Annotated in this window: 21 protein-coding genes; 10 read left to right on the top strand and 11 right to left on the bottom strand. The window is 69.8% G+C overall.

Features of this window, described 5'->3' with window-relative positions; translation table 11 throughout:
• The first annotated feature begins 135 nt into the window (after nucleotides 1-135).
• A complete protein-coding gene (locus ACIGAN_RS28320) occupies nucleotides 136-462 on the top strand; it encodes a hypothetical protein (RefSeq protein ID WP_365741678.1) in 327 nt (108 codons plus the stop codon).
• Nucleotides 463-620: 158 nt separating this feature from the next.
• Here ACIGAN_RS28320 and ACIGAN_RS28315 read toward each other — a convergent pair whose 3' ends face one another.
• From ACIGAN_RS28315 to ACIGAN_RS28270, 10 genes are all read right to left on the bottom strand, one after another.
• Nucleotides 621-848: a hypothetical protein gene (locus tag ACIGAN_RS28315; protein ID WP_399861849.1), complete on the bottom strand. Its 228-nt coding sequence runs from the start codon at nucleotides 846-848 to the stop codon at nucleotides 621-623.
• Nucleotides 849-1147: 299 nt separating this feature from the next.
• Complete coding sequence (locus ACIGAN_RS28310; RefSeq protein WP_365741680.1) at nucleotides 1148-1618, bottom strand: TadE/TadG family type IV pilus assembly protein; 471 nt, start codon at nucleotides 1616-1618, stop codon at nucleotides 1148-1150.
• A gap of 41 nt (nucleotides 1619-1659) precedes the next feature.
• Nucleotides 1660-2115 carry a TadE/TadG family type IV pilus assembly protein gene (locus ACIGAN_RS28305; protein WP_365741682.1) on the bottom strand — a complete coding sequence of 152 codons (456 nt, stop codon included), beginning with the start codon at nucleotides 2113-2115 and terminating at the stop codon, nucleotides 1660-1662.
• The gene (locus tag ACIGAN_RS28300) at nucleotides 2115-2576 is read right to left on the bottom strand and encodes a TadE family protein (RefSeq protein ID WP_365088698.1); all 462 of its coding nucleotides are present in this window, start codon (nucleotides 2574-2576) and stop codon (nucleotides 2115-2117) included. The genes ACIGAN_RS28305 and ACIGAN_RS28300 overlap by 1 nt, the downstream gene beginning before the upstream one ends.
• A gap of 29 nt (nucleotides 2577-2605) precedes the next feature.
• Nucleotides 2606-2857, bottom strand: coding sequence for a hypothetical protein (locus ACIGAN_RS28295; RefSeq protein ID WP_031107180.1), 252 nt, complete (start codon nucleotides 2855-2857; stop codon nucleotides 2606-2608).
• Nucleotides 2858-2912: 55 nt separating this feature from the next.
• Nucleotides 2913-3836: a type II secretion system F family protein gene (locus ACIGAN_RS28290; RefSeq protein WP_399861846.1), complete on the bottom strand. Its 924-nt coding sequence runs from the start codon at nucleotides 3834-3836 to the stop codon at nucleotides 2913-2915.
• The gene (locus ACIGAN_RS28285; protein ID WP_365741716.1) at nucleotides 3833-4786 is read right to left on the bottom strand and encodes a type II secretion system F family protein; all 954 of its coding nucleotides are present in this window, start codon (nucleotides 4784-4786) and stop codon (nucleotides 3833-3835) included. The genes ACIGAN_RS28290 and ACIGAN_RS28285 overlap by 4 nt, the downstream gene beginning before the upstream one ends.
• A gap of 40 nt (nucleotides 4787-4826) precedes the next feature.
• Nucleotides 4827-6134 (bottom strand): CpaF family protein, encoded by a 1308-nt coding sequence (locus tag ACIGAN_RS28280; RefSeq protein WP_365088696.1) that lies wholly within the window; start codon nucleotides 6132-6134, stop codon nucleotides 4827-4829.
• Nucleotides 6131-7069, bottom strand: coding sequence for a hypothetical protein (locus ACIGAN_RS28275; RefSeq protein WP_399861843.1), 939 nt, complete (start codon nucleotides 7067-7069; stop codon nucleotides 6131-6133). Before ACIGAN_RS28275 ends, ACIGAN_RS28280 begins: the two co-directional genes overlap by 4 nt.
• A gap of 17 nt (nucleotides 7070-7086) precedes the next feature.
• Nucleotides 7087-7821, bottom strand: coding sequence for a hypothetical protein (locus ACIGAN_RS28270; RefSeq protein ID WP_399861840.1), 735 nt, complete (start codon nucleotides 7819-7821; stop codon nucleotides 7087-7089).
• 643 nt (nucleotides 7822-8464) lie between these two features.
• Here ACIGAN_RS28270 and ACIGAN_RS28265 point away from each other — a divergent pair.
• The 8 genes from ACIGAN_RS28265 to ACIGAN_RS28230 all read left to right on the top strand — a co-directional run bounded on the left by ACIGAN_RS28265 (nucleotide 8465) and on the right by ACIGAN_RS28230 (nucleotide 16313).
• Nucleotides 8465-10429 carry a hypothetical protein gene (locus ACIGAN_RS28265; RefSeq protein ID WP_399861838.1) on the top strand — a complete coding sequence of 655 codons (1965 nt, stop codon included), beginning with the start codon at nucleotides 8465-8467 and terminating at the stop codon, nucleotides 10427-10429.
• Between the two features lie 711 nt (nucleotides 10430-11140).
• On the top strand, nucleotides 11141-11812 hold the full coding sequence (locus ACIGAN_RS28260) for a hypothetical protein (protein ID WP_399861835.1): 672 nt from the start codon (nucleotides 11141-11143) through the stop codon (nucleotides 11810-11812).
• Nucleotides 11809-12894, top strand: coding sequence for a hypothetical protein (locus ACIGAN_RS28255; RefSeq protein ID WP_399861832.1), 1086 nt, complete (start codon nucleotides 11809-11811; stop codon nucleotides 12892-12894). The genes ACIGAN_RS28260 and ACIGAN_RS28255 overlap by 4 nt, the downstream gene beginning before the upstream one ends.
• A gap of 40 nt (nucleotides 12895-12934) precedes the next feature.
• Nucleotides 12935-13234 (top strand): hypothetical protein, encoded by a 300-nt coding sequence (locus ACIGAN_RS28250; protein ID WP_399861829.1) that lies wholly within the window; start codon nucleotides 12935-12937, stop codon nucleotides 13232-13234.
• Entirely contained in the window at nucleotides 13231-14586 is a 1356-nt protein-coding gene (locus ACIGAN_RS28245; RefSeq protein WP_399861826.1) for a hypothetical protein, read from the top strand. Before ACIGAN_RS28250 ends, ACIGAN_RS28245 begins: the two co-directional genes overlap by 4 nt.
• 9 nt (nucleotides 14587-14595) lie before the next feature.
• The gene (locus tag ACIGAN_RS28240) at nucleotides 14596-15009 is read left to right on the top strand and encodes a hypothetical protein (RefSeq protein WP_399861823.1); all 414 of its coding nucleotides are present in this window, start codon (nucleotides 14596-14598) and stop codon (nucleotides 15007-15009) included.
• Between the two features lie 85 nt (nucleotides 15010-15094).
• Complete coding sequence (locus ACIGAN_RS28235; RefSeq protein WP_399861820.1) at nucleotides 15095-15628, top strand: hypothetical protein; 534 nt, start codon at nucleotides 15095-15097, stop codon at nucleotides 15626-15628.
• A 43-nt stretch (nucleotides 15629-15671) separates the two neighbouring features.
• A complete protein-coding gene (locus ACIGAN_RS28230; protein WP_399861818.1) occupies nucleotides 15672-16313 on the top strand; it encodes a hypothetical protein in 642 nt (213 codons plus the stop codon).
• Between the two features lie 995 nt (nucleotides 16314-17308).
• On the opposite strand, the gene ACIGAN_RS28225 is transcribed toward ACIGAN_RS28230, so the two are convergent.
• Nucleotides 17309-17608 carry a WXG100 family type VII secretion target gene (locus ACIGAN_RS28225; protein WP_365088685.1) on the bottom strand — a complete coding sequence of 100 codons (300 nt, stop codon included), beginning with the start codon at nucleotides 17606-17608 and terminating at the stop codon, nucleotides 17309-17311.
• Between the two features lie 368 nt (nucleotides 17609-17976).
• Here ACIGAN_RS28225 and ACIGAN_RS28220 point away from each other — a divergent pair, with 368 nt between their 5' ends.
• Nucleotides 17977-22671 (top strand): FtsK/SpoIIIE domain-containing protein, encoded by a 4695-nt coding sequence (locus tag ACIGAN_RS28220; protein WP_399861814.1) that lies wholly within the window; start codon nucleotides 17977-17979, stop codon nucleotides 22669-22671.
• Nucleotides 22672-22709: the final 38 nt, after the last annotated feature.

Raw genomic sequence — 22709 nt, 5'->3', positions numbered from 1 at the left:
CCGGGCGGGGGAGGGTGGGGGTGTGCCGAGCCTACAGAGATCTTATGGACTCACCGTCGGGAGGCACATCAGGGCCGGGATACGGTGCTGGGACGAAAAGGGTGCAGGACGCGCCGACGTGGGGGAGGCCGCGGCATGGGACAGGGCAAGAGTGATCTCGCGCTTCCGCTGACCGAGTTGGAGGGGTTCGGGCGCCGGCTGCGTTCCCTCAAGACCCGCCTGAACCACACCAAGAAGCTTTTCGAGGCCTACCAGGACGACATCGGTGACGGCAGCGTCAATGACGCGCTCGGGGATTTCGAGTCCAACTGGGAGGACGGGCGGGAGGACATCACCCAGCAGCTGGACGCGCTGGCGAGTATGTCCGACGCCGTCGTGCGCGAGTTCAAGAAGCTCGACGACGAACTCACCAAGAAGGTGAACGACGCGATGAGGACCGAGGACAAGCGGAAGACGAAGTGACCGCTGCGGGTGACCGCTGTCCGGGTAACGGGAAAAGGCCCCGGTTCCGGCCGACCGGGGCCTTTTCCCGTGCGTCAGGGAGCGTGCGACGCGACGCGTGCGTCAGGGAGCGTGCGTCGCGACGGGTGCGTCAGGAAGCGCACGACATGACGGGTGCGTCAGGAAGCGACGGCCGCGTTGAGGTGCAGGTCCGCCGCGATGCCCTGCGGGGAGACGGCGAGGCCCACGCCGCCGCCGACACCGGCGGTCAGACCGGCGGCCGTGGTCTCGACGCAGAGACCGGCAGCGGCGCCGGCGCCCGCGGCGGCACCCGCCTGCCCGCCGGCGATGCCGTCCAGCTCGGCGTCGGACATCTGGGCGGTCGCGATCTGCGGGGTGAAGGCCATGGGAGGCGGTTCCCTTCGTTTCGAGAATTCGGGGTGCTCAAGCGCGACCGATCAAAGCACGCGAGATCAACGCACGGCCAGGGGCGGGGTTTTCGGACGCGGTGCAGCGACGGGTCCTTATTCATGGGTGTGGTGGTTCGGTCACCGGCCGGCCCTTTCCCTTCACACCATCCGCCGTATCCCGTGACACGCGGAGCGCGGAAGGCGGGGGAATCGCGCATGTCCCGCTTCCCGGAGGGGATTTCCGCGACCTCGCGGTGAACGGTGTGCAGATCCCCGGAAGGTTCCGGCCGCAGTCGTCAGCCGACCTGGTTCTCCGCCACCGCCCGGCCGCGCACGGTCACGTCGCCGCCGTAGAACATGCCGGTGAAGACCGGGGAGTACGTGAGCTGCACCTCGACCTCCACCGCGTCGGCGTTCGCCGTGACGCAGTGGGTCGCGGCGATGTCCGGGCCCGTCAGGTCCATCTCGCGGGCGAAGGCCTTCACGCGGGCGTCGCAGTTCGCGAAGTTGATGGGGGCCGGGCCGCCCTCGTTCTCGTAGAGCGCCTCGCGGTCGATGTCCTGGGCGGCGTAGCGGGCAGCCTGTTCGGCGATGTCGGCGGCGCGTTCGCGCTTGGAGATGGACAGGCCCCCGTCGATGACGAACGCGGAGAGGGAGAGGAAGACGAGCGCGAAGATGATGACCGCGCCGGCTCCCGAGCCGCGGTCGTCCAGCCGGGTGCGGCGCGCCGACCACCAGGACCGCCCGGCCCGCGGCACGTCTCTCACACCGACCTCTCGCACGCCGGCCTCTCTCACGCCGGCCTCTCTCACGCCGACCTCCGGAACGGGTCGAGCGGGGAGCTGAAGCTGGCCGTCAGCCGGGTCGGCACGTCCAGGCCGAGCATGGCCAGGCCCCGCACCTGGCAGCTCACCTCGACCGTGAAGATGGTGTCCGGCTCGAAGCCCCGGCTCGTCTGGACGACCGAGACCGGACCCGAGCAGACGTCGGCCAGGTCGGCCTCGGCGGCCTTCTTCGCCTCGGCCATGGCCAGGGCGTGGTTCTTCTGGATGGAGCCCGCGCGGGCCGCGTCGCGGGCCGCTCCGTCCAGGGCTCCCCGGCCCTCCACGAGCTGGCCGAAGGCCACCAGGACGAGGATGAACAGGATCATCACGGGGGCGAGGATCACGACCTCGACGGTGGACAGGCCGCTGTCGTCGCTCCTGCGGAGGCTCTCCGACGGGAACCCGCGGGTGCTCTCCGGCGGGAAGGAGCAGCCCGGCATCAGTTTCCCTCCTCCTGCACGAACCGCTCCACGGGCCCGGCCGACCGTGCGTGCACCGTCAGGTCCAGGCCGGGGAAGACGGTGGGGACGCGCGCCTCGATCTCCACGCCGACCGTGTTCTGTTCCGGCTGCAGCATCGTCACGTCCGGTGAGAGGACCAACTGCGGGCCCAGCTGGCGGATGTAGCTGTCCACCACGTCCCGCGCCTCGCCCCGCCACGCGCCCGGCTGCTCGTCGGCCGTGGCGCGCGCCTTGCGCGCGCCCGCCTGGGCCGCCGCCTGGGCGACGTGGTCCGCGAAGAAGTACAGGGCGAACTGCACCGTCGCGAAGATCATGAAGAACAGGACCGGGGTGAGCAGCACGAACTCGATCGCGGTCATGCCCGAGTCGCCGCCGGCGGCCGCCCGTCTCCGCGCGGCCCGCACCCTGCGGCGTGTCCGTCTGCCCAGCTCTGCCGGCATCCCCGTGAACCCCGTTGTCCCTGAGCGGGTCAGCAGGTCTTGCCCGCGTCCGCGCCCTTGATGCAGTCGCCGACCTTGTTGGCGCCCTCGCTCAGCGCGGCGTTGATGATGGCGGCCACCACCCCGACGATCGCCACGACGACCGCGGAGATGATGACCCACTCGACCGCGGAGGCGCCGCGGTCCAGTTCGCCGGAGCGGGCGCGCTCGGTGCGGGCCTGGAGGAAGGTGACCAGGAAGTCCACGGCGGGGATGCCGGTGTGGAAGGTGCGTCCGTTCATGACGTCTTGTCCTTTCGAGATCCGTTCGGAGGGTTCTTCGGTCGGGGAGGCCGGCTCACTGCACCTGGAACACCCGCATCGCCGCCGGAAAGATCAGGAACACCAGGAACCCCGCGCACAGCAGCAGTTGCGCCACGAGCATCGACTGGGACTTCTCGCCCGCGCTGCCCTCGATCTCGGCGAGTTCGCGGTGCCGCATGGTCTCGGCACGGGAGGCGAGGGACTCGCGCACCTTCGCCCCGTCGTCCGCGACCAGGGCCAGGGAGGCGGAGAGGTCCTTGAGCTCCTCCACGCCGATCTCCTCGCCGAGCTGGCCGAGCGCCTGCCACTGGCTGACGCCGGTGATCCGGGCGTCGGACAGGGCGTTCCTGATGCGCTGGTTGGCCCACCCGTCGGACACCTCGGCCGCCGCCATCAGGGCCTCGGGCAGACCGCGTCCGCCGGCCAGGCTCATGGACACCAGGTCCAGGTAGGCGCCGATCACGCGCCGCAGGTCGCGTCGCTTCGCCGCGGCGTCGCGCCGCACCTCCAGGTCGGGCAGGAAGAAGAACACCGCCGCGCACAGCAGCGCCAGCCACACCGGGATGATCGGGCTGCGGCCGATCCCCAGGGTCCACACGACGGCGAAGAGGAACGGGCCGAAGAACAGGCCGGCCACCGCCAGCAGCACCTTCGTCGCCAGGAACTTCTCCCAGCTGCGCTCCAGCACCGCGAGGTCCGCACGCAGCGAGCGCTGTTCCCAGCCCTGCTGGAGGTAGAACTCGCTGACGCGCAGGCCGACTTCGGCCCGCAGTGCGCCCAGGCGGCCCGTCTCGCGCTCGACGCGCGCCGTTTCGTACGCCGAGCCGCGCGCCCGCATCGCGTCGATCCGGGCGACCTGCGCGATCGGGCTGCGCCGGCCGGGCATGAGGGCGCGGACGAGGGCGTAGAGGCCGAGGCCGATGACGGCGCCGACGACGAGCGGCATCGTGAGGTTCACCGGCGTGCCCCCTCTTCCTGCGGCAGCGTCTGCTGCGGCTGCTGCTGCGACGGCGTCCGGGGACGGACGAACCGGACACCCGCCTGGTCGCGGACGAGGAAGCGCTCGGGCGTCTCGATGGTGGACAGCTTGCGCAGCCACCAGAAGCCCAGCGCGAACAGACCGCAGACACAGGCGAGGACGAGCTGGCCGACCGCCGTGCCGTACGGCTCGACGAAGTCGCGGTTGAAGATGGACAGGCCGAGGACGAAGGCGATGGAGACCGCGACGACGATCTGCACCGAGCGGCGGGTCGAGGCGCGCTGGGCCATGACCCGCTGGCGCATGTCGACCTCCTCGCGGGCCGACTTGGCCAGGGCGCCCAGCACCTGGCGCAGACCGGGGCCGCGCAGCCGGGCGTTGAGGATCAGGGCGGCGACGATGATGTCGGCGGAGGCGTCGTCGATCTCGTCGGCGAGCTGCTGGAGTGCCTCGGGCAGCGGGGTGCGGGCGCGCAGCCGGTCGACGAGGGCGTCGAGGTGGGGCCGCAGGACGGGGGCCGCGGCGCGGGCGGAGGCCGGGATGGCCTGTTCCAGGCCGACGGCGCCGGCGATGGTGTCGCGCAGCGACTCCGTCCAGGAGGCCAGGGCCTCCACGCGGCGCATGGCGGCCCGCTCCTCGCCGGCGCCGCCGAAGAGGCGGTCCCAGAAGAAGACGAGGACACCGGCCGCGATGCCGGCGACCGCCCAGCGGGTCAGCAGCAGCACGACCAGGCCGACGATGGCGGCGAGGGAGCCGCGCTGCCCGGCGAAGCGGAGCAGTTCGCTCGCCCGCTGCGCGGCCTTCTGCTTCTCGTGGTCGGGCTTGGCGGGCAGTCCGCGTACGGCGACGAGCAGCAGGGCGAGGCCGCCGCCGACGGCGACACCGCTGCCGATCGAGTACAGGACCTGGGTGGAGAACAGGCCGCCCATGGAGCCGAGAGCGGCGAGAGTCGTCGTGTTCACCCCCGGCTCACCCCCAGGTCCCGGTCGGCCGGTAGCCGTGTGCCATCAGTTCCTCCAGGCAGGCAAGGGGGGCGTGCGGCACGACCCGGCCGTCGGGAGTCTCCGCGAACACCTCGCTGGACAGCACGCGCCCGTCGACGCCGTTGACCTCGCGGACGGAGGTGACCATGCGCTGGAGGCGGCCGCCGTTGCCGAAGTCGTTGCGCCGCCGGATGAAGACGACGAAGTTCACGGCGCCGGCGATCAGCATCTGGCTGGCCTCGATGGGCAGTCGCTCGGAGGCCTGCAGGGCGTAGGTGGAGATGCGGTTGAACACCTCGCTGGAGCTGTTGGCGTGGATCGTCGACAGCGAGCCGTCGTTGCCCTGGGACATCGCGTTGAGCATGGTGACGATCTCGTCGCCGAGGACCTCGCCGACGATGACCCGGGAGGGGTTCATGCGCAGCGACCGGCGCACCAGCTCCGCCATCGAGATGGCGCCCTGCCCTTCGGAGTTGGGCAGCCGCTCCTCGAAGGCGACGACGTTGGGGTGCAGGTCGGGGAAGGTGTCGAGGCCGAGCTCCAGGGCCCGTTCGACGGTGATGAGCCGCTCGTGCGGCGGGATCTCGTTGGCGAGGGCGCGCAGCAGCGTGGTCTTTCCGGCGTTGGTGGCACCGGCGATCATGATGTTCTTGCGGGCGCGGACCGCGCAGGCCAGGAAGTGGGCGACCTCGGGGGTCAGCGTGCCGTTGCCGACGAGGTCGGAGATGAACACCTTGCCCATGCGCGCGCGGCGGATGGACAGCGCCGGGCGCCGGGCGACGTCCATGACGGCCGACAGGCGCGACCCGTCGGGCAGCCGCAGGTCGAGCTGCGGGTTGGCCGAGTCGAAGGGGCGGGAGGACAGGCCCGAGTAGGCGCCGAGGACCTGGATCAGCTCGATGAGCTCCTCGTCGGTCTCGGCGACCGGCTCGCCCCGCACCTCGCGGCCGTCGGCGTACCCGACGAAGACCTGGTCGCAGCCGTTGATGTCGATGTTCTCGACCTCGGGGTCGTCCAGCAGCGGCTGGAGCCGGCCGACACCGAACAGGGCGGCGTGCACGGCGGCCGCGTACTGCTCCTCGGTCTCGGCGTCCAGCGGCGTACGGCCCGCGTTGATCTCGGCGCGGGCGTACTCCTCCAGGATCTGGGCTATGACGGCGCGGGCGTACTGCCGTTCGTCCTCCGTGGACATCGGAGTGACGTTGTTGAGCTGGTCCTGCCGGCGCTGCTCGGCGATGCGGTCGCCGGCGTCCTGGCGGAACCGCTTGACCAACTGGTGGTCGACAGCGGTCATGTGCCGGCCCCCGCGTGGCCCTGCGTGTGACCCGCCTGCTGATGCGGGACGTGCGGGGGCTGCTGGGCGGGGTCGCCCTGGTGGGCGTGGTTGCCCTGCGGGGCGCGCGGGGCCTGGTTCGCCTGGGCGGAGGCGGCCCACGCGGCGCCGTACTGCTGGTGGATGTCGGCGGCGACCTTGCGGGCCGAGCGGATCAGCAGCGACTTGTCGAGCCGGCCGCGCCTGCGGCCGGCCAGCTGGTCGGCGCCGGCCGGGTCGTCGGCGATGGTGCCGACCACGCGGGCGCCGGTCTGGGCGTGCACCAGCATGTCGTTGACCTGCGAGGCCAGCTTGCCCGCCGTGCCGGTGTCGGCGATCAGGACGACGCCGATGACCGGGTTGGCGAGGGATGCGGCGCCGCGCGGCCCGCCGTGCAGCTTGCCCGCGAGGGCGGCGGCCCGGTCGCGCACCCGCGCGAGGGACTCCGGCTCGGTGCGCGACAGCAGCAGCACCAGGGAGGCGTGCGGGAACAGTTCGAGGGCCGGGGTGTCACCGCTGATGCGTCCGCAGTCGGCGATGACGTCCGCGGCGGCGTGCGGGGAGTCGGCGAGGGAGGCGAAGGCGTGCCCGAGGGTGGGCCACAACCCGGCGAGCCCGGCGGCCTGTTCGGCGATGCCGAGCCCGACGAGCACCTCCAGTCCGCCGCTGAGCGGCTGGACGTGGTCCCAGAGCTGGTCCGGCACGAGGCCGCGGCGCGCGGTCGCGGCGATGGAGAGCATGCCGGTGTTGGGGTTGAGCGGTCCGCCGTGCGCGGCCGCGCTGCGGTAGACGAGGTCACCGCCCGCCGGGTCCGTCTCGGCGAGCAGGACACGCCGCGGCCAGACCGCCGCGAGGGCGACGGCCGCGGTGGTGACGCCGGGGGAACCCTTGTCGGCGGCGAGAGCGATGAGCGCCATGGGGTGGGTGCCGCCTTCTAGTTGCCGGGGACGTGCACGATGGCGACCTCGCCCGCGGCCGCCGCGGTGGCGAGCGCGGCCGCGTCGGCCTGGTCGACCAGGAGGGTGAGCGAGAGGTTGCCCGTGCTCACGGTGGCGTCGTCGTCCTCGGCGACGGTGTTCACCCGCGCGTCGTCGACGAGGGCGCCGCCGGAGGAGGTGCCGCCCGCACCGGAGCTGCCGCCGGAGTTGCCGGTGGAGTTGTTCGAGCCGGAACTCGTCGTGCCGACGCGGTAGGCCGAGACGACGTCTCCGGGCCTGATGTCGGCGGGGTACTGGCCCTCCTTCAGCGCGAGACCGACGGAGGCCTTCCCGGCGGGGAGACCGGCCTTCTTGGCGAACATCTCGCCGACGGCCAAGGTGCCCGGGTAGATCGTGGACTTCGCCTTGTACGTCTTGATGGTGTCGAGCTGTCCCCACTCGACGTAGTGGATGCTGTCGTCCCTGGCGACCATGACGGAGGTCACGTCGCTGTCCTTGAGCGAGTCCCCGGCCTGCACCTCGTTGATCACCTTGACGACCTCGATCCGGTCGCCGGCCTGGAGCACGAGCATCGTCGCGCCCAGCGCGCCCACGAGGATGAGCAGCACGGCGAGCGCGGCCAGCGCGGGTTTGCGCTCGCGAGGCGGGGTGGGAAGCCGGTCACCGACCGGCGGCTGAGCCGGAGCGGCGGTACGACCGGCGCCCGCCCCCGTACGCTCTTGGATCTTCACGCAACCGCTCCCCGTACACCCAAGAAGTCATCTACAAAATGGGACACTTCGCACTTCTCGGCCCGCCGATGTAGCGCCTGAGCTGGCCGAATAGCCAGCGCCGAAGTGAGTGTCAAGCCATGGCACCGTATCAGCCGCACATAAGCCCCTCAAGGCGCCTCAGACCTCACCGGCCCCGGGGTGCGACACGTTATCCGTCTGCAACGCCCACCCCGCTCCACCGGGCCGGCACCAGCCGCACGCCGCACCGGCACCTGTGCGCCAGCGAATCCCACCGACCCCCAACTGCCGTCGCCCGAAGCGACGTTGGTCACGCACCGGCCATCACGTCTGCACGATTCACTCACGAAGTCGATGACGCGCCGTTACCGTCTCCCGCTTCTCAGGGATGCGACTGTGCCGCCGCCGAACAGCCTGCCGCACCGGCCCGGTCCGCCAAACCCGTTACGGCCACGACCGGTTGCACCACCGCCGACCTGTAGCACTCGCGAAGCCCTTAGTAGAGTGCCGCGCGGACAGCGATCGGACCGCGGGGGACCCACAGGTGGAAGCAGGCACGTCGAACCACGCCTACCCAGGGCACATTCAGGCGGGGAGCAGCGGTCGCAGCCGCACCCTCGCGCTGCTCCTGAGCCTCTGCGCGTTGGCAGCGCTCTTCGCAGCTGCCACACCCGCCCGGGCCGAGACCCCCGGCACCCCCACTCAGGCGGCATACCTCGCCGAGCGCCTCCGTGAGGAACCGGTCTACGTCACGGACCAGTTGCCGCGCGCCGTTCCGCGCTCCACGAAGCGCGAGTTCACGCGACTCGCCGAGACGACCGGCGTCCCGACCTACGTTCTGGTGCTGCCCACCGAGAGCGTCCGGGACGGCAAGGAACTGCTGGGCGCGGTCCACGACCGGTTGGGGCGGGACGGGCTGTACGTGCTCGTCGACGATCACTCGGTGACCGACGCCACGGCCTTCGGTGTGCGTGCTCCGGCCCAAGAGGCCTGGACCACTCAGCTCTACGAACTCCCCTACGACGCGGGCCCCCTGCTGAGCTTCGAACGGTTCGCGGAGGTCGTCGCGCTGGGCCCGGACAAGGCCTCCGCCCGGGCTGAGGCAGCACGTGAGCGGTATGCGGACGACGAGCCCGACGCGATGTTCATCGGTCCGGCCGACCGCCGCAACCAGTCGTTCCTCACCGGAATCCTGCTCACGGGCCTGCCCGTACTGATCCTGTTGACGGCGGCGTACGTGCGCCACGCGCGCCGCCGCTACGCGGGGACCGCACGGAAGGCGAAGACCGCCGCACGCCGGATGCCGTCCGCGGCCCCCGCCGTCGCCGCGGCCGCCCTCGCCGCCGCCGCGGTCGCCCTGACCGCCACCGCAGTCTTCGACCAGACCGCCTCCAGCGGGACGAAGCCGCCCACCCCGGCGGAGATGTCCGCCCGTGTGGAACGCGTCGCGGCGGGCCTGCTGCAGGACTCGGTCTACACGGACCCGGAGAGCCCGCGCGTCCTCGACGCCCGCCGGCTCGACCGGCTGCACCAGCGGATCGACGACTTCCGGCGCTCCGACGGCGGTGGCCCGGTGTACGTCGCACTCGTGCCGCAGACGTCCGAGAACGAGTCGGCCGGCGACGCGGAGCTGTTCGCCGCGGCGGTGCACGCCAAGGTCGGCGAACCCGGGGTGTACGTCGTCGCGGACCCGGCCGACGGCACGATCAACGCGTACAACCACGGTCTGCGGCTGGACGGAGACCGTCTGCGCTTCGGCCTGCCGGACGACATCACGCTCGGCGACAGCGGGGCGGACGAGTCCGACGACCACCTCCTCGGTGAGCGCCTCGACGCGCTGATGACTTTCCTGGGCCGGACACCACGCACGGACCGGCCGGTCGAGGGCTCCTCCCCCGCACCGGCTCCGATTCCCGCCAAGGCCACCGCCCTACCGCCGCTCTTCGCCACCGACTTCTGGCCGGGGCTGCTGGTGGGCGTCTTCGCGGCCCTCACGCTTTCCGCCGTGCTGGCCGGTATCGCGTCGCTGGTGCTGCGCCGGTGGCGCCCGGCGACCGAGGCGCCCGACAGCCTGCCCTTCACGGCACCCGCGCGACCGTCGACGTCGTACTTGCGGCGCACCGCGTACGCCGAGGTCAGCGCGCTCATCCGCGAGTGCTCCGCGGTAAACGACGTGCCTCTCGCCCGGAACCGACTCGACGCCGCGCTGCTGCTCCTCGACGGCGATCCCGGCCGTGCCCGCCGGATGGGGACGGATCCGGCGACCCTGGTCACCGTGATCGCTCTGGCCCGGGCGGGCCGCGCCGCGCTCACCGGCCGCGACGGCGACCTGTGCTGCGGCGTCAACCCCCTGCACGGGCCCGGCGTGCGACTTTCCCACGTCCGGGTCAGCGCCACCAGCCGACGCCTGCTGCCGGTCTGCGAACTGTGCCGCGACACCGCCATCGTCGACCCCCTCGGCATCCCACCCCGGCTCCTGAGACTGCCCGCCCCGTCCGGCGGCGACCGCCTCCCCTACTACGACGCCACGGACGGACCGCTGACCGCCGTGCCCAGGGGCATCGCCCGGGTCGTCGACGAGGTGAGGGAGACGGCCGGTGTGCACTGACGCCAAGCGCGCGGCCCTCTCGATGTCGCGGCATACGACGAATGTTCCGCACGCCGTGATGACTGCGCCCGTGAGGTACTCCCGGACCAGGACGAGAAGGGCCGCACGCCCCCGTACTGCGAGGTCCCGGCCGAACGAGGCGTGTGGGCGGCTACGACGGCACGCAGGGGTCCGGCGAGGGACGAACAGATGAACAGGGCACCGGCGCACCGCCCCGGGACGACGCGTCCCCGGGCAGGAACACTCGGCTTCGACTTCACCCTCCCGCGTGACGGCTCCCCGGCCATGTTCTCCCCCGGCGGCACATCCTGGAGCCTGCTCGCTGGAACGGCTCCGGCCATACGCATCGGCACGCTGCCGACGGTCACGGCAGACAAGCGCCACAGCACGACGGACGACGCGAACTCCTTATCCCTCACGGCTAGTGCCTCCCGATCGGCTCCTTCCGGGCTGGGCGGTGGCCCAGATCGGCGTACCGGCGCCCTTCGTCCTGTTCGCAACGACGGGGCGTCACCCGCGGCTAGGACGATGAGTCCGGTACCGGCGGATCGAACTGCCGAAGGAGGTCGTCCCCTGAGCAGATCGCCCGGGCGGAGCCCCATACCTACCGGCTTGCCCTGTTCACTCGGGAAGTTCGCACTGGTGAAACCGAAATCCACACCGGTACCGTCAGTGCCCGTACTGCACTTCTGTCTTACACGGGGAGCCACTGTGAAGCGCCGCCCGATGCCCGTTGCCGTCGCCCTGACGGCAACGGCGGCACTGCTGTTGACGGCCTGCGGCAGCGGGGACGACAAGCCCCGCGACAACGACAAGATCGCCGGCGCCGACCAGGGCGCACCGACGCCGAAGGAGTCCACGAAGCCGTCACCCTCCCAGCCCGGGAACAAGCCGGACGGCGTGGACGTGTCCCTGCCGAAGGACATGAACCTGGTCTTCGACTGGAAGCGGCCGAAGGACGAGAACGAGGCGGCTGCCATGGATGACGCCGCGAACTTCCTCCGGGCGATCTACCGGGGCGTTGACAAGCGCACGTCCAATGACGCAGCCGTGACCGCTTACTCCACGGGCGACGGTCTGCACTACGCGAAGACACAGATCGACGGTCGCATCGACGGCGGCTGGACGGCCACCGGCACCCGCCGCCACTACCAGGCCACCACGCGCTCAGCACCGAACGGAAAGTCGGTCGAAGTCGCGTTCTGCGTCGACTCCAGCAAGTTCTATGGCAAAGAGGTCAAGACCGGAAAGGTCCTGAAGAGCGAGCCGAGCATCTCGGACTTCGACTACTTCAAGATCGTGATGGTCAAGTTCCCCACCAGCGAGAGTCTCTGGCAGGCCTCCAAGGTGTTCGTCGAAGCCAAGGCGGCGAGGTGCCGGTGAACGGAGCACCACGTACCGCCCTCCGTGCAAGCGCCCTCGGCCTGACGCTGGCCCTCGGCACTCTCAGCCTCTCGGGGCCGGCTCACGCGGAGGAGCCGATGCCGAACAACCAGGGCGCCAGCACGGAAGAACACGGCGGTCGAGACAGCACCGGCATCTACGCCGCTGCCCGCATCCAGTACTCCGGATCCGTCACCAAGGACGGCAGCCCCGGAAACGTACGGCCCGCCGACGTCAACTGGACACCGCCGCCCTGCTGGTACGCCCCCTACCTCGGCGCCAAGGACTTCAAGAAGAAGATGTCCGAGGACCTCGACCGCCAGCTGAACACACCTGGCATGGGCGGGACCGCGGGCTCGGCGCTGGGCCAGACCAAGCGCCACTACGAGGACGAGTTCGGCTGGGACGGCAGCCCCGGCTACAAGGACTACAACGTCGAGAACGACGGCAAGGGCATGTTCTGGGCCGGCGTCGAGAACCCCGACGAGCCGGACTACCTCAAGCGCACGTCCTGCACCGACCTGCCCTTCTGGGTGGAGAACGGCCAGGCCCCGCCGGCCCGGTACGAAGAGGCCATCAAGCCGGAGATGCTCGCTGCGCTGGCCTACCAGCACATGGAGCTGCCCGACACGAAGGTCACCCTCGCGCCCGAGGCGGAGACCAAGGTGAACCTGCCGACGTGGGCCTGGCTGGACAAGGCCGTCTTCGACGAGGTCCAAGCCACGGCCGCCATCAACGTCCCCGGCTTCAACATCCAGGCCACCACCACCGCCAAGCCGGTCGCCCTCAAGCTGCAACCGGGCACCGAGGACGCCGAGACCTACCCGGCTTCCGGTGAATGTGTCATCAACGCCGACGGCTCCATCGGCGAGCCGTACGCCAAGGGCAAGGCCGCCGAGACCCCGCCCTGCGGCCTCAAGTACCTCCGCTCCTCAGGCAACGGCACGTACAAACTCCAGGCCACCATCACCTGGGACATCGCCTGGACCGGCACAGGCGGAACGGGCGGAGACCTCCCGAACGGCACGTTCGGCAATGAACAGGCCGTCACGGTCCATGAGATCCAGGCCATCAACCGGTGAACTTAGAAAAGCGAGTACACACACGGGGGGAGGGTCATTCATGACAGACTCGGACCTCACGGTCGACTACGAATTCCTCGCGGACTGCGAGCGCAAGCTCGGTCAGCTCAAGAAGACCTTCGAGGACATCGAGAACCGTCGCGACGACATGAGCAAGCACTGGGGATCCAGTGCGATAGCCGACGTGATGAAGGACTTCGTCAACAACTGGGACGACTACCGCACCCGGCTCGTCGAGTCCCTCGAATCGGTCGGCAAACTGGTGGCCGGCAGCAAGAAGGCGTTCGACGATCTGGACAAGCAGTTGGCCAAGCAGGGCGAGAAGAAGCAGAAGAAGTGACACCGACATCCAAGCGCCGTCCGGTCGACTGGCAGCCCCTCTGCGACTCCGACCCCGTGCCCGGTGACCCGGAGGAAATCCGCGCCGAGGTCAAGCACATGGTCTCGGTCGCCGAAAAACTCCGAGAACAGGCAAAGAACCTCAAGGCGATCAGCGAGGAGGACACCCTCAAGGGAAAATACGTCAAACGCCTGCGCGAGGAGTCCAGCACGCTGGAGAAGCACATGCGGGAGGTGGCCAGCCGTTACGAGCGTGTGCACGGCCACCTGACCAAGTGGTCGAACGAGCTGGAGGACTTCCAGAGCGACGCCGACAAGCTGCTGCGCGAGACCAAGGAGAAGCAGGATGAGGTCGAGGCGGACAAGGCGAAAAAGGCTGCCGCGGAGGACAAGGACGTTCCGAACCCGTCTACCAGCGGCACCAGTCCAGCCGACGACCCCCTGCAGCCTTACCGGCTCCGTCTGTACACCCTCACTGACGAACGAGATTCTCGCGCTGGCCACTATGAGAAGAAGATCCGTGCCGAGATCGAAGACGTGATCGAGGACTCGCTGTGGGACAACGTAAAAGGCTGGGTCCATGAGAACGCGGATCTGATCAAGGCCTTCATCGACGTTCTCGGATGGGTAGCGACGGTTGCCGGCTTCGTGGCGCTCGCCATTCCCGGACTGAACATGCTCGTACTCGGCATCGCGGGCCTCACCATCCTGCTCAGACTCCTGCTGGTGGCATCCGGAGACGCTACCTGGACGGATGTCATTTTCGACGTCGTCGGCGGGCTGCTCGTCGTGGGCGGTCTCCGGGCCACTGCAAAGCTGGCCAGCGGCGCCAAGGCCACAGTGAACGCGGCTCAGGCGGCCCGGACCGCCGGCCTAAGCAAGGGGCTCAGGGGTGTCAAGAGCATCATGGACGACACCGGGCGGTTGATGACAAAAGTGCCGCCGGGACCCGGGCAGCAGGCCCTCGGAGCGGCTCGTAACGCCATGCGCAAGTCCATCTCACAGAATGTCGGGCTGGTAACCAAGAGTCCTCTGAGAGTCAGCCCGTTGTCGACGCTAGTGCACCTCGGCGACAAGGAGATGGCCGGAATGGCGAAAATGTTGCAGGCAAACAAGGCTGTCTTCCCGGAAGCCGCAGGGGCCGCCGCGGACAAGGCCTACAGGGCCTACCGAGCGGGCCTCGGCATTGCCTGGACCGGCATGGGGATGGACGTCATGGACAAAGCACTGGGGAAGAGCGACCTGACAAGCTTGACCAACGACAAGTTCGGTAGCGGCGAGAAGCCATACAATGCGGCGTACTCGGATTGGAAGGACAACACATTGAAGCCCGCCCCCGACACTCACTGGTAAGGAAAGGCCATGGACCTGTACTCGGCGCAACGCATTGTCGAGGCCGAAGCCGCCCGCACGGGCATCGGAACGGGCCCCAACCGGCGGCTTCGACTGACGTTGTTCATCGGTATGCCACTGTTCCTGCCGGTCTTGGGAATTATGATCCTGGTACCGAAATCTCTAATGAATGACGTACTCTACGCCTATGAGGCTGGGATCATCGGCTGCCTGCTGCACTACGTCTGGATATTTGCGAAGTACCCGCGTCATGCGAGCCGCCCTCCCTACCTCACCAGAGATTTGGCCATGGGTGGCGGTTTTTTCTTGCCTTCCCTGTTCTTCGGATTCTGGCCGGGCATGATCGCCGCCCCGGCGTGGGCACTCTTCGTAGGAATTTCCTATGCCGTGGAATTGATGCGGGGGCGCAATGACCAACATTGACCACCACCGGGCCCCGAGCGGCTTCAATTTGGTGCCCCCGCCTGGTTGGGACGTAATTCCGCTGCGCTCGGGTACCCGGGAGGCGATGGATCGCATCGTCCGCAAGGCCGTAGCGCAACTGCCCGTAAGCTTCCCCAAGGACGACATTCCACAGGCTCGGCTGAAGCTTATCCAAGAGTTGAAGAAGGTCACCCGGCGGGCCAGCGCCAAAGGAGGAATGACTCTTTACCTCCCTACCGAACGTCTCCACGGCATCGCGCTGCCCGTCTCGATCGTGGCCTCCGAGCCGATCGAAATTCCGCGGGTCAGGGCCGAAAGTGGCCCGGAAGCGGTTTTGACCGCGCTCGCCTCCGAGACCCCTGGAGCCGAGATCCGCGAGCTCGATGACACGGCGGCCCTACGCGCAGAGCGAGAGGTACCCGCTGACCCGGAACAGGGCGTCGAGGTTGCTCACCGGCAGGTCGATTACCTAGTGCCGATTCCGGACAGCACACCGGATAAATACCTCACCTTCTCCTACAGTGCGCTGATCGCACCCGGCTCGGATCCTGCCTTCTATGACACCCTGGTGGAGCTGTTCGACGCCGTGATGAGCACCTTCCGCTGGAGCTACACCTGAGAACCCCCCGCCACCGCCCGCGCCTCGACGAAAGGGACCGCTCATGTCAGACGGCACCCTCTGGAGCACCGACCTCGGTGCCCCACTCCACATCGACACAGATGCCGATCCGCGCCTTTGGGGCTATCTTCATCTGCAGATCGACAGGCGAACCTTCAAGGAATGGTTCGACCAACACCTGATCGGTCTAGCCGCCTTTCACGACATTGAACTCACCCGCAAACTCCGCCGCTTCCACAAGGACTTCTACGAGCGGACTATTGTCATCTTGCGGGACAAGCTCCAAGCCGACGAAGCCTTCATCTACCACCCCGTTCCCCTCACCTACATGCCCTTGGTGGTGCACGCCACCCGTATTCACTGTGATGCCCCTGACGCGGCCTCCTGCGACGGAATGAGCGCAGCGACCGTGCCGCACGAGGGCATCCCGGAATGGCAACAGCGCACCGGCAGCATCCCTTTCGCCTCCCCACACCTGGGCGAGGACGGCGTCCGGGTCACGCGTTCCTACCCGGCAGACAGCACCATCATGATGACCTCGGTGAGTTATCACTGGCATACGCCGCCCGGCATCCCTGACGTGAGCCTTCGAGGGCACCACGACGACCCCGAAGTGATGGCTGCGGCCATGGACGCACTGGACGACTTCGCACGCACGCTCCGACTTCCCGGGACGGCTCACTGATCAGCGCCGCCCAGGGCGGATTCAAGCAGTGAGCTATGCCCGACGGTGCCCCGGCTACGTATCCTCGCCCCGCTGTTCGCAAACACAAGATCGCCGATATCGCCGATGACGTGAGCAGTGGGGTGGCTTGACCTGCGCCCTCAGCGGACGTGCTGCTTCCCTCGGGAAAGGCGAACGAGTTGCCATCTCCCGGTGCCTCGGGGCCATTGCTCAGGCACTGGCTGCGGCAGGCATCCCAGCAGTGGCGGGCTGACGGCACTCCTCCGAGGCGCGAGACTTAGCCCGATGGCGGCCCGTGGACCCTACCGCTGCCGCGCCCCGCGGCTCTTCCCCTTCTTCCGCAACCTCCGAGCCCTATCCCGCTCAAAGGCCGCCCGCTCCGCGGCTCTCCCTCTGTTCCACCGATACACGCACCAGCCCACCAAGCCCCCGGTCACCGCGTAAGACAGGAACGCCGGCCCAGTCCCAGGGACGTACGCGCAGCTGAGGGAGCGGCAGTTCCGGCTGGGCAGGCCGCTCAGCAAGTAGAGGAAAGGGCCGAAGGCCGCCGCACAGCAGAGCGCCGAGAGGGTGGCCCGCCGGGCCCGATCAAAACGGGTCGACCGCCTGGCAACGGGCGGTGGCGCGGACCGGAGCGCGCCCGCCGCGCCCGCGACGGTGATCACCCCTAGAGTCCCACCGACCACCCACGTGCCCCCGGGGAAGTCCACCAGTTGCGGAAGCGTCTCCCGCGCGAGGCGTTTGGACAGGCCCATCGCCCACAGGATCACCGCGAGAACGGCCCCGAGGAAGGCGACCCCGCCCGCTATCCCGAGACCGTCCCGCATCCGGAAACCGGCGTCGGCGTCGGCCTGTTCACCGCTGAGCGGCCGCGTCGCACGTTTCACCGCCATCCCCACCCCCTCGCTCTCGCTCTCGCATACGAACGCTCCGCGCACGACGGTGCGGCGAGGTGCCCCGCACCCCGCCGCACCGCCCGCGACAACCGGAAGCCGCTACTTACGCGCCTGCTTCGCCAGTTCCTCGTCGATCTGCTCGAACTTGTCCGCCGCCATGGTCAGGTAGTCCCCCATGCCGTCGAGCCCGTCCAGCGTCGTCTTCGTGCCCTGCACGAACTCGTCGAAGTTCTCGTCGAACGCCTTCGACGAGCTCTTCGTGACATAGCCGGACTGCACGAGGTTGTTGATGTACTTGCGAAGGCCGTCGAGCTTCTCCTGGAGCTTTTCCTTCTCCTTCACGACATGCTTGGCCGCTTCCCGCATGTCCTGATATGTGATGTCAAGGTCCTTGGCCATGAAGCCGCTCCCTCTCGCAACGCCGCAGGGCCAACCCCCGTGGCTCCCTGTTTGCGGACTCGTCGGCGCCTGGGCCGAGTTGCCGATCGCACGTGGCAACCGGTGTGATCGTCCGCTCTTGCGCAAGCAGCTTACGGGTGTGGCCTGGGGTGCCACATCCTCGGCTTGTGAACGCGGCGTCGTGAAAGCGTGCACGACATTGCCATTGGGAACATCACCGCGCCGCCCCGTTGCCCCGCCGCCGCACCGAACGGATATCGTCCTTACGGCTGTGACCCCGGTGGCGGGAAGCGACAAGTGACCGGAGCGGGCGCAGCAATGGACACCACAGCGGCCACACCGGCCCAGTGGCACGGGGAGGACAAGTCGTGCGCCTGACTCTGACCGTCGTCGACCCGTACGGCGGTGGCACCGCCGACGTCGTGCTCGATGCCGATCCTGAGTCCACCGTGGGGGACATCGCCCAGGAGCTCGCCCGGCAGGTCGGGCACAGCGGGGCGCAGGTCATCCCGCTCGGGCAGCACCGGCACGCACCGGCCAACAACGCGCCCCTCGTGTACGTGGACGGATACGCCGTCGACCCCGCCGCCACCGTCGTCGGCTCGCCCCTGCGCGAGGGCGCGGTCGTCAGTCTGCAGGATCCCTCCGGGTGTCTGCCGGGTGAGCCCACGGGGCTGGTCGAGTTGCGGGTGGTCGGAGGGCCGGCCGCCGGGTTCGTGCACCGGCTCGGCGTCGGCCGCTACGACATCGGCAGCGGCGCCGCCTCCTACGTCCGCGTCGACGATCCCGAGGTCGACGCCCGGGCCCTGACCCTGTCCGTCGCCACCGACGGCACCTGCCAGGTCGCCGTCCACACGGACGAGGAGCACGTCACCCTCGACGGCACCCCCCTCGCCGGGGACGACGAAGAGGGGTCCGGCGGCGACAAGGGCTCCGGGAAGAACAGCAAGAACAAGAAGAACAAGAACAAGAGGAACAAGAACGACGGGGACAGGAAGCGTGGGCAGGAGCGCGACGTCCCGGGTGGGGCCCTCGAGTGGCCCCTCGGGGCTCAGATCGGGATCGGCAACACGCTTCTCGAACTCACCCGTTACACCCCGCCCAACGCCGCCCTGAAGTGGTCCGACGACGGCATCGGGCTGGACTACAACCGGCCCCCGCGGCTGCGCCCTCCGGAGCGGCAGACCACCTTCCGGCTGCCCTCCGCGCCCCGTGACTACGAGGCCCGGCCGCTGCCCTGGCTGATGGCGCTGACCCCGCTGGTCGGTGCCGTCGTGTCGGTGATGATCTTCCAGCGCTGGTACTACCTGATCATGGCCGCGCTGAGCCCGGTCCTGCTCTTCGCGAACTACTACAACGACAAGAAGCACGGCCGTAAGTCGCACGCCAAGCAGGTCCAGGAGTACGAGGAGCAGAAGAAGCGGATCGAGAAGGACGCGCAGGACGCCCTCGTCGCCGAGCGGAACGACCGGCGGCACGCCGTACCGGACCCCGCCACCGTCCTCGCCCTCGGGACCGGCCCGCGTACCCGGCTGTGGGAGCGGCGGCGTACCGACCGCGACCATCTGCTGATCCGCGTCGGCACCGGGCAGTTGCCCTCCGAGGTCGTCCTCGACGACCCCGAGCAGGACGACCACCGCCGCCAGGTGACCTGGAAGATCGAGGACGCCCCGGTCGCGCTGCACCTGCGCACCCTCGGGGTCGTCGGCATGGCCGGTCCCGGCGACTCCGCCCGGGCGCTGGGGCGTTGGGCCGTCGCGCAGACCGCGGCGCTGCACAGCCCGATGGACGTGCAGTTCTACGTGCTGAGCGAGAACGCCGCGCGGGAGTCCTGGGACTGGGTGCGCTGGCTGCCGCACGCCCGGCCGTCCGGCGGGCAGGACGTCAACGCGCTGATCGGGACGGACGCCGAGACCGTCGGCGCCCGGATCGGGGAGCTGACGCAGATCCTCGACGCCCGCAAGAAGGCCGCCGAGCAGAACAGGTCGCAGGGCTCGACCTTCAGCGACCCGGACATCGTGGTGGTGTGGGACGGCTCGCGGCGGCTGCGGTCCCTTCCCGGCGTGGTGCGGCTGCTGCGCGAGGGGCCGTCGGTGTCCATGTTCGCCCTCTGCCTGGACGCCGAGGAGCGGTTCCTGCCCGGCGAGTGCCAGGCGTACGTCGTCGCCGAGCCGAAGGCCGAGGAGACCGAGCCCGACCGGCAACTCCAGCGGCAGGACCAGCGGCAGGCGCAGCCGGCGGCCGGGGTCTTCCCCTCCTTCCAGGCCTGGCACACCACCGCCGCGCAGCCCGAACAGGTATCACGCGCCGAGAAGTTGCGGCTGCGCGTGGAGGAGGCCGGTGCCGAGCGGCGGAAGGACGTACGGCCCGACTTCGTCTCCCCCGCCTGGTGCCTGCGCCTGGCCCGGTCGCTGTCGCCGCTGCGGGACATCAGCGGCGAGACCGAGGACTCGGCCCTGCCCGCCTCCAGCCGGCTGCTGGACGTGCTGCAGCTGGAGCCGCCGACGAGCGAGGCGATCGTGGCCCGGTGGCGGACGGGCGGGCAGTCGACGCTCGCCGTGATCGGCGAGTCGTACGACGGGCCGTTCGGGATCGACATCCGCAAGGACGGGCCGCACGGGCTCATCGCCGGTACGACCGGTTCGGGCAAGTCGGAGCTGCTGCAGACGATCGTGGCGGCACTGGCGGTGGCGAACACACCCGAGAACATGACGTTCGTGCTGGTCGACTACAAGGGTGGCGCGGCCTTCAAGGACTGTGTGCACCTGCCGCACACGGTCGGGATGGTGACCGACCTCGACGCCCATCTCGTGGAGCGCGCGCTGGAGTCGCTCGGGGCGGAGCTGCACCGGCGCGAGCACATCCTGGCCGCCGCGGACGCCAAGGACATCGAGGACTACCAGGATCTGGTGCGCCGCGACCCGTCCCATCGGCCCGTGCCGCGGCTCCTCATCGTCATCGACGAGTTCGCCTCGATGGTGCGTGACCTGCCCGACTTCGTGACGGGCCTGGTGAACATCGCCCAGCGCGGCCGTTCCCTCGGCATCCACCTGCTGCTGGCGACGCAGCGGCCCTCCGGCGTCGTCTCCCCCGAGATCCGCGCCAACACCAACCTGCGGATCGCGCTGCGCGTGACGGACGGCGGCGAGTCGACCGACGTCATCGACTCGCCCGAGGCCGGGCACATCTCCAAGAGCACCCCGGGCCGCGCCTACGCCCGCCTCGGGCACGCCTCCCTGGTGCCCTTCCAGTCGGGGCGCGTCGGCGGGCGGCGGCCCGGCGCGGCCGACCCGGCCGCGCTGATGCCCTGGGTGGCCCCGCTGACCTGGGAGGATCTCGGCAGGGCCGCGCTGGCCAAGCCGAAGGCCGAGGCGCGGGAGGACGAGGAGATCACCGACCTGAAGGTCCTCGTCGACACGATCCGGGACGCCAACCGCTCCCTCGGCATCCCGCCCCAGCACAGCCCGTGGCTGCCCGCCCTGGACGAGACGCTGCTGCTGGACGAGATCGAGGTGCCCGCGTTCACCGGCGGCCCGGGCACACTGCCCCCGGCCCCGTACGGCATCGAGGACCTGCCCGCCAGCCAGTCGCGCCGCCCGGTCGTGGTGGACTTCTCGGCCTTCGGGCACCTGATGATCGGCGGTGCCCCGCGCAGCGGCCGTTCCCAGGTGCTGCGCACCCTGGCCGGCTCGATCGCCCGCACCCACTCCGTCGCCGACGTGCACCTGTACGGCATCGACTGCGGCAACGGCGCGCTCAACGCCCTGACGCGGCTGCCGCACTGCGGGGCGGTCGTCGGACGCAACCAGACCGAGCGGGTCGTGCGGCTGGTCAACCGGCTCAAGGGCGAGCTGGGCCGCCGCCAGGACCTGCTGTCCGAGAAGGGGTTCGCGGACATCGGCGAGCAGCGGGCCGCGGTGTCCGAGGACGAGCGGCTGCCGCACATCGTGGTGCTGCTGGACCGCTGGGAGGGCTGGGTGCCCACGCTGGGCGAGATCGACCACGGCTCGCTCACGGACGAGTTGCAGACGATGATGCGCGAGGGCGCGAGCGCCGGCATCCACCTGGTGCTCACCGGTGACCGGACGCTGCTGGTGGGCCGGATCGCCACGCTCACCGAGGACAAGTACGGTCTGCGGCTGGCGGACCGCAGCGACTTCTCCTCGCTCGGGATCCCGGTGCGCAAGGTGCCGGAGGAGATCCCGCCGGGCCGTGCCTTCCGCAACGAGTCCGGTACGGAGACGCAGTTCGCGCTGCTCGCCGAGGACACCAGCGGTCAGGGCCAGGCGGCGGCACTGGCGGCGATCGGCGAGGCGGCCGCCGCGCGCGACGCCGAAGTGCCGCGCTCGCGCCGTCCGTTCCGCGTGGACAGCCTGCCCAGCCGGATCTCCTTCGCGGAGGCGTGGGAGCTGCGCGACCCGGACGCGTCCCGTTCGCGGCTGTACGGTCTGGCCGGCATCGGAGGCGACGAGATCGTCGGCTTCGGGCCCGATCTCGCCCAGGGCGTACCGGCGTTCGTCATCGCGGGACCGGCCAAGTCGGGCCGCTCGACGGTGCTGCTGAACTTCGCGCACTCGTTCCTGGCCCAGGGCACGCGGCTGGTGATCGCGGCACCGCGCCAGTCACCGCTGCGCGGGCTCGACGGCGCGGACGGCGTGCTGAAGGTCTTCACCGGTGACGACATCGACGAGGACGAGTTCGAGGAGCTGATCGACCAGGCGTCCCCGCAGGAGCCGGTCGCCGTGCTCGTCGACGACGGGGAGATCCTGGAGGACTGCGACGCCGAGAGCCAGTTGAAGAAGCTGGTCTCGCGCGGCGCCGAACGGGGTCTCGCCCTGGTCATCGCCGGTGACGAGGAGGACGTGTGCAGCGGCTTCTCGGGCTGGCAGGTCGACGCGAAGAAGGCCCGCCGGGGCATCCTGCTCTCCCCGCAGGAGTCCTCCAGCGGCGACCTCGTCGGCGTCCGCCTCTCCCGCAGCATGGTCGGCGGCCCGGTCGCCCCGGGCAAGGGCATGCTCCACCTCGGCGACGGCGAGCTGCGCACGGTGGTCGTCCCGGGGTGAGGCGTCCCGGGCTCCGGCGGATCGGCCCGGTCACCCGG

It is taken from the genome of Streptomyces sp. NPDC085931, from assembly GCF_044540565.1.
GTDB lineage: Bacteria > Actinomycetota > Actinomycetes > Streptomycetales > Streptomycetaceae > Streptomyces.
The sequence above is the reverse complement of the archived record's forward strand: the minus strand, read 5'-3'. Positions and strand labels throughout refer to the sequence as shown.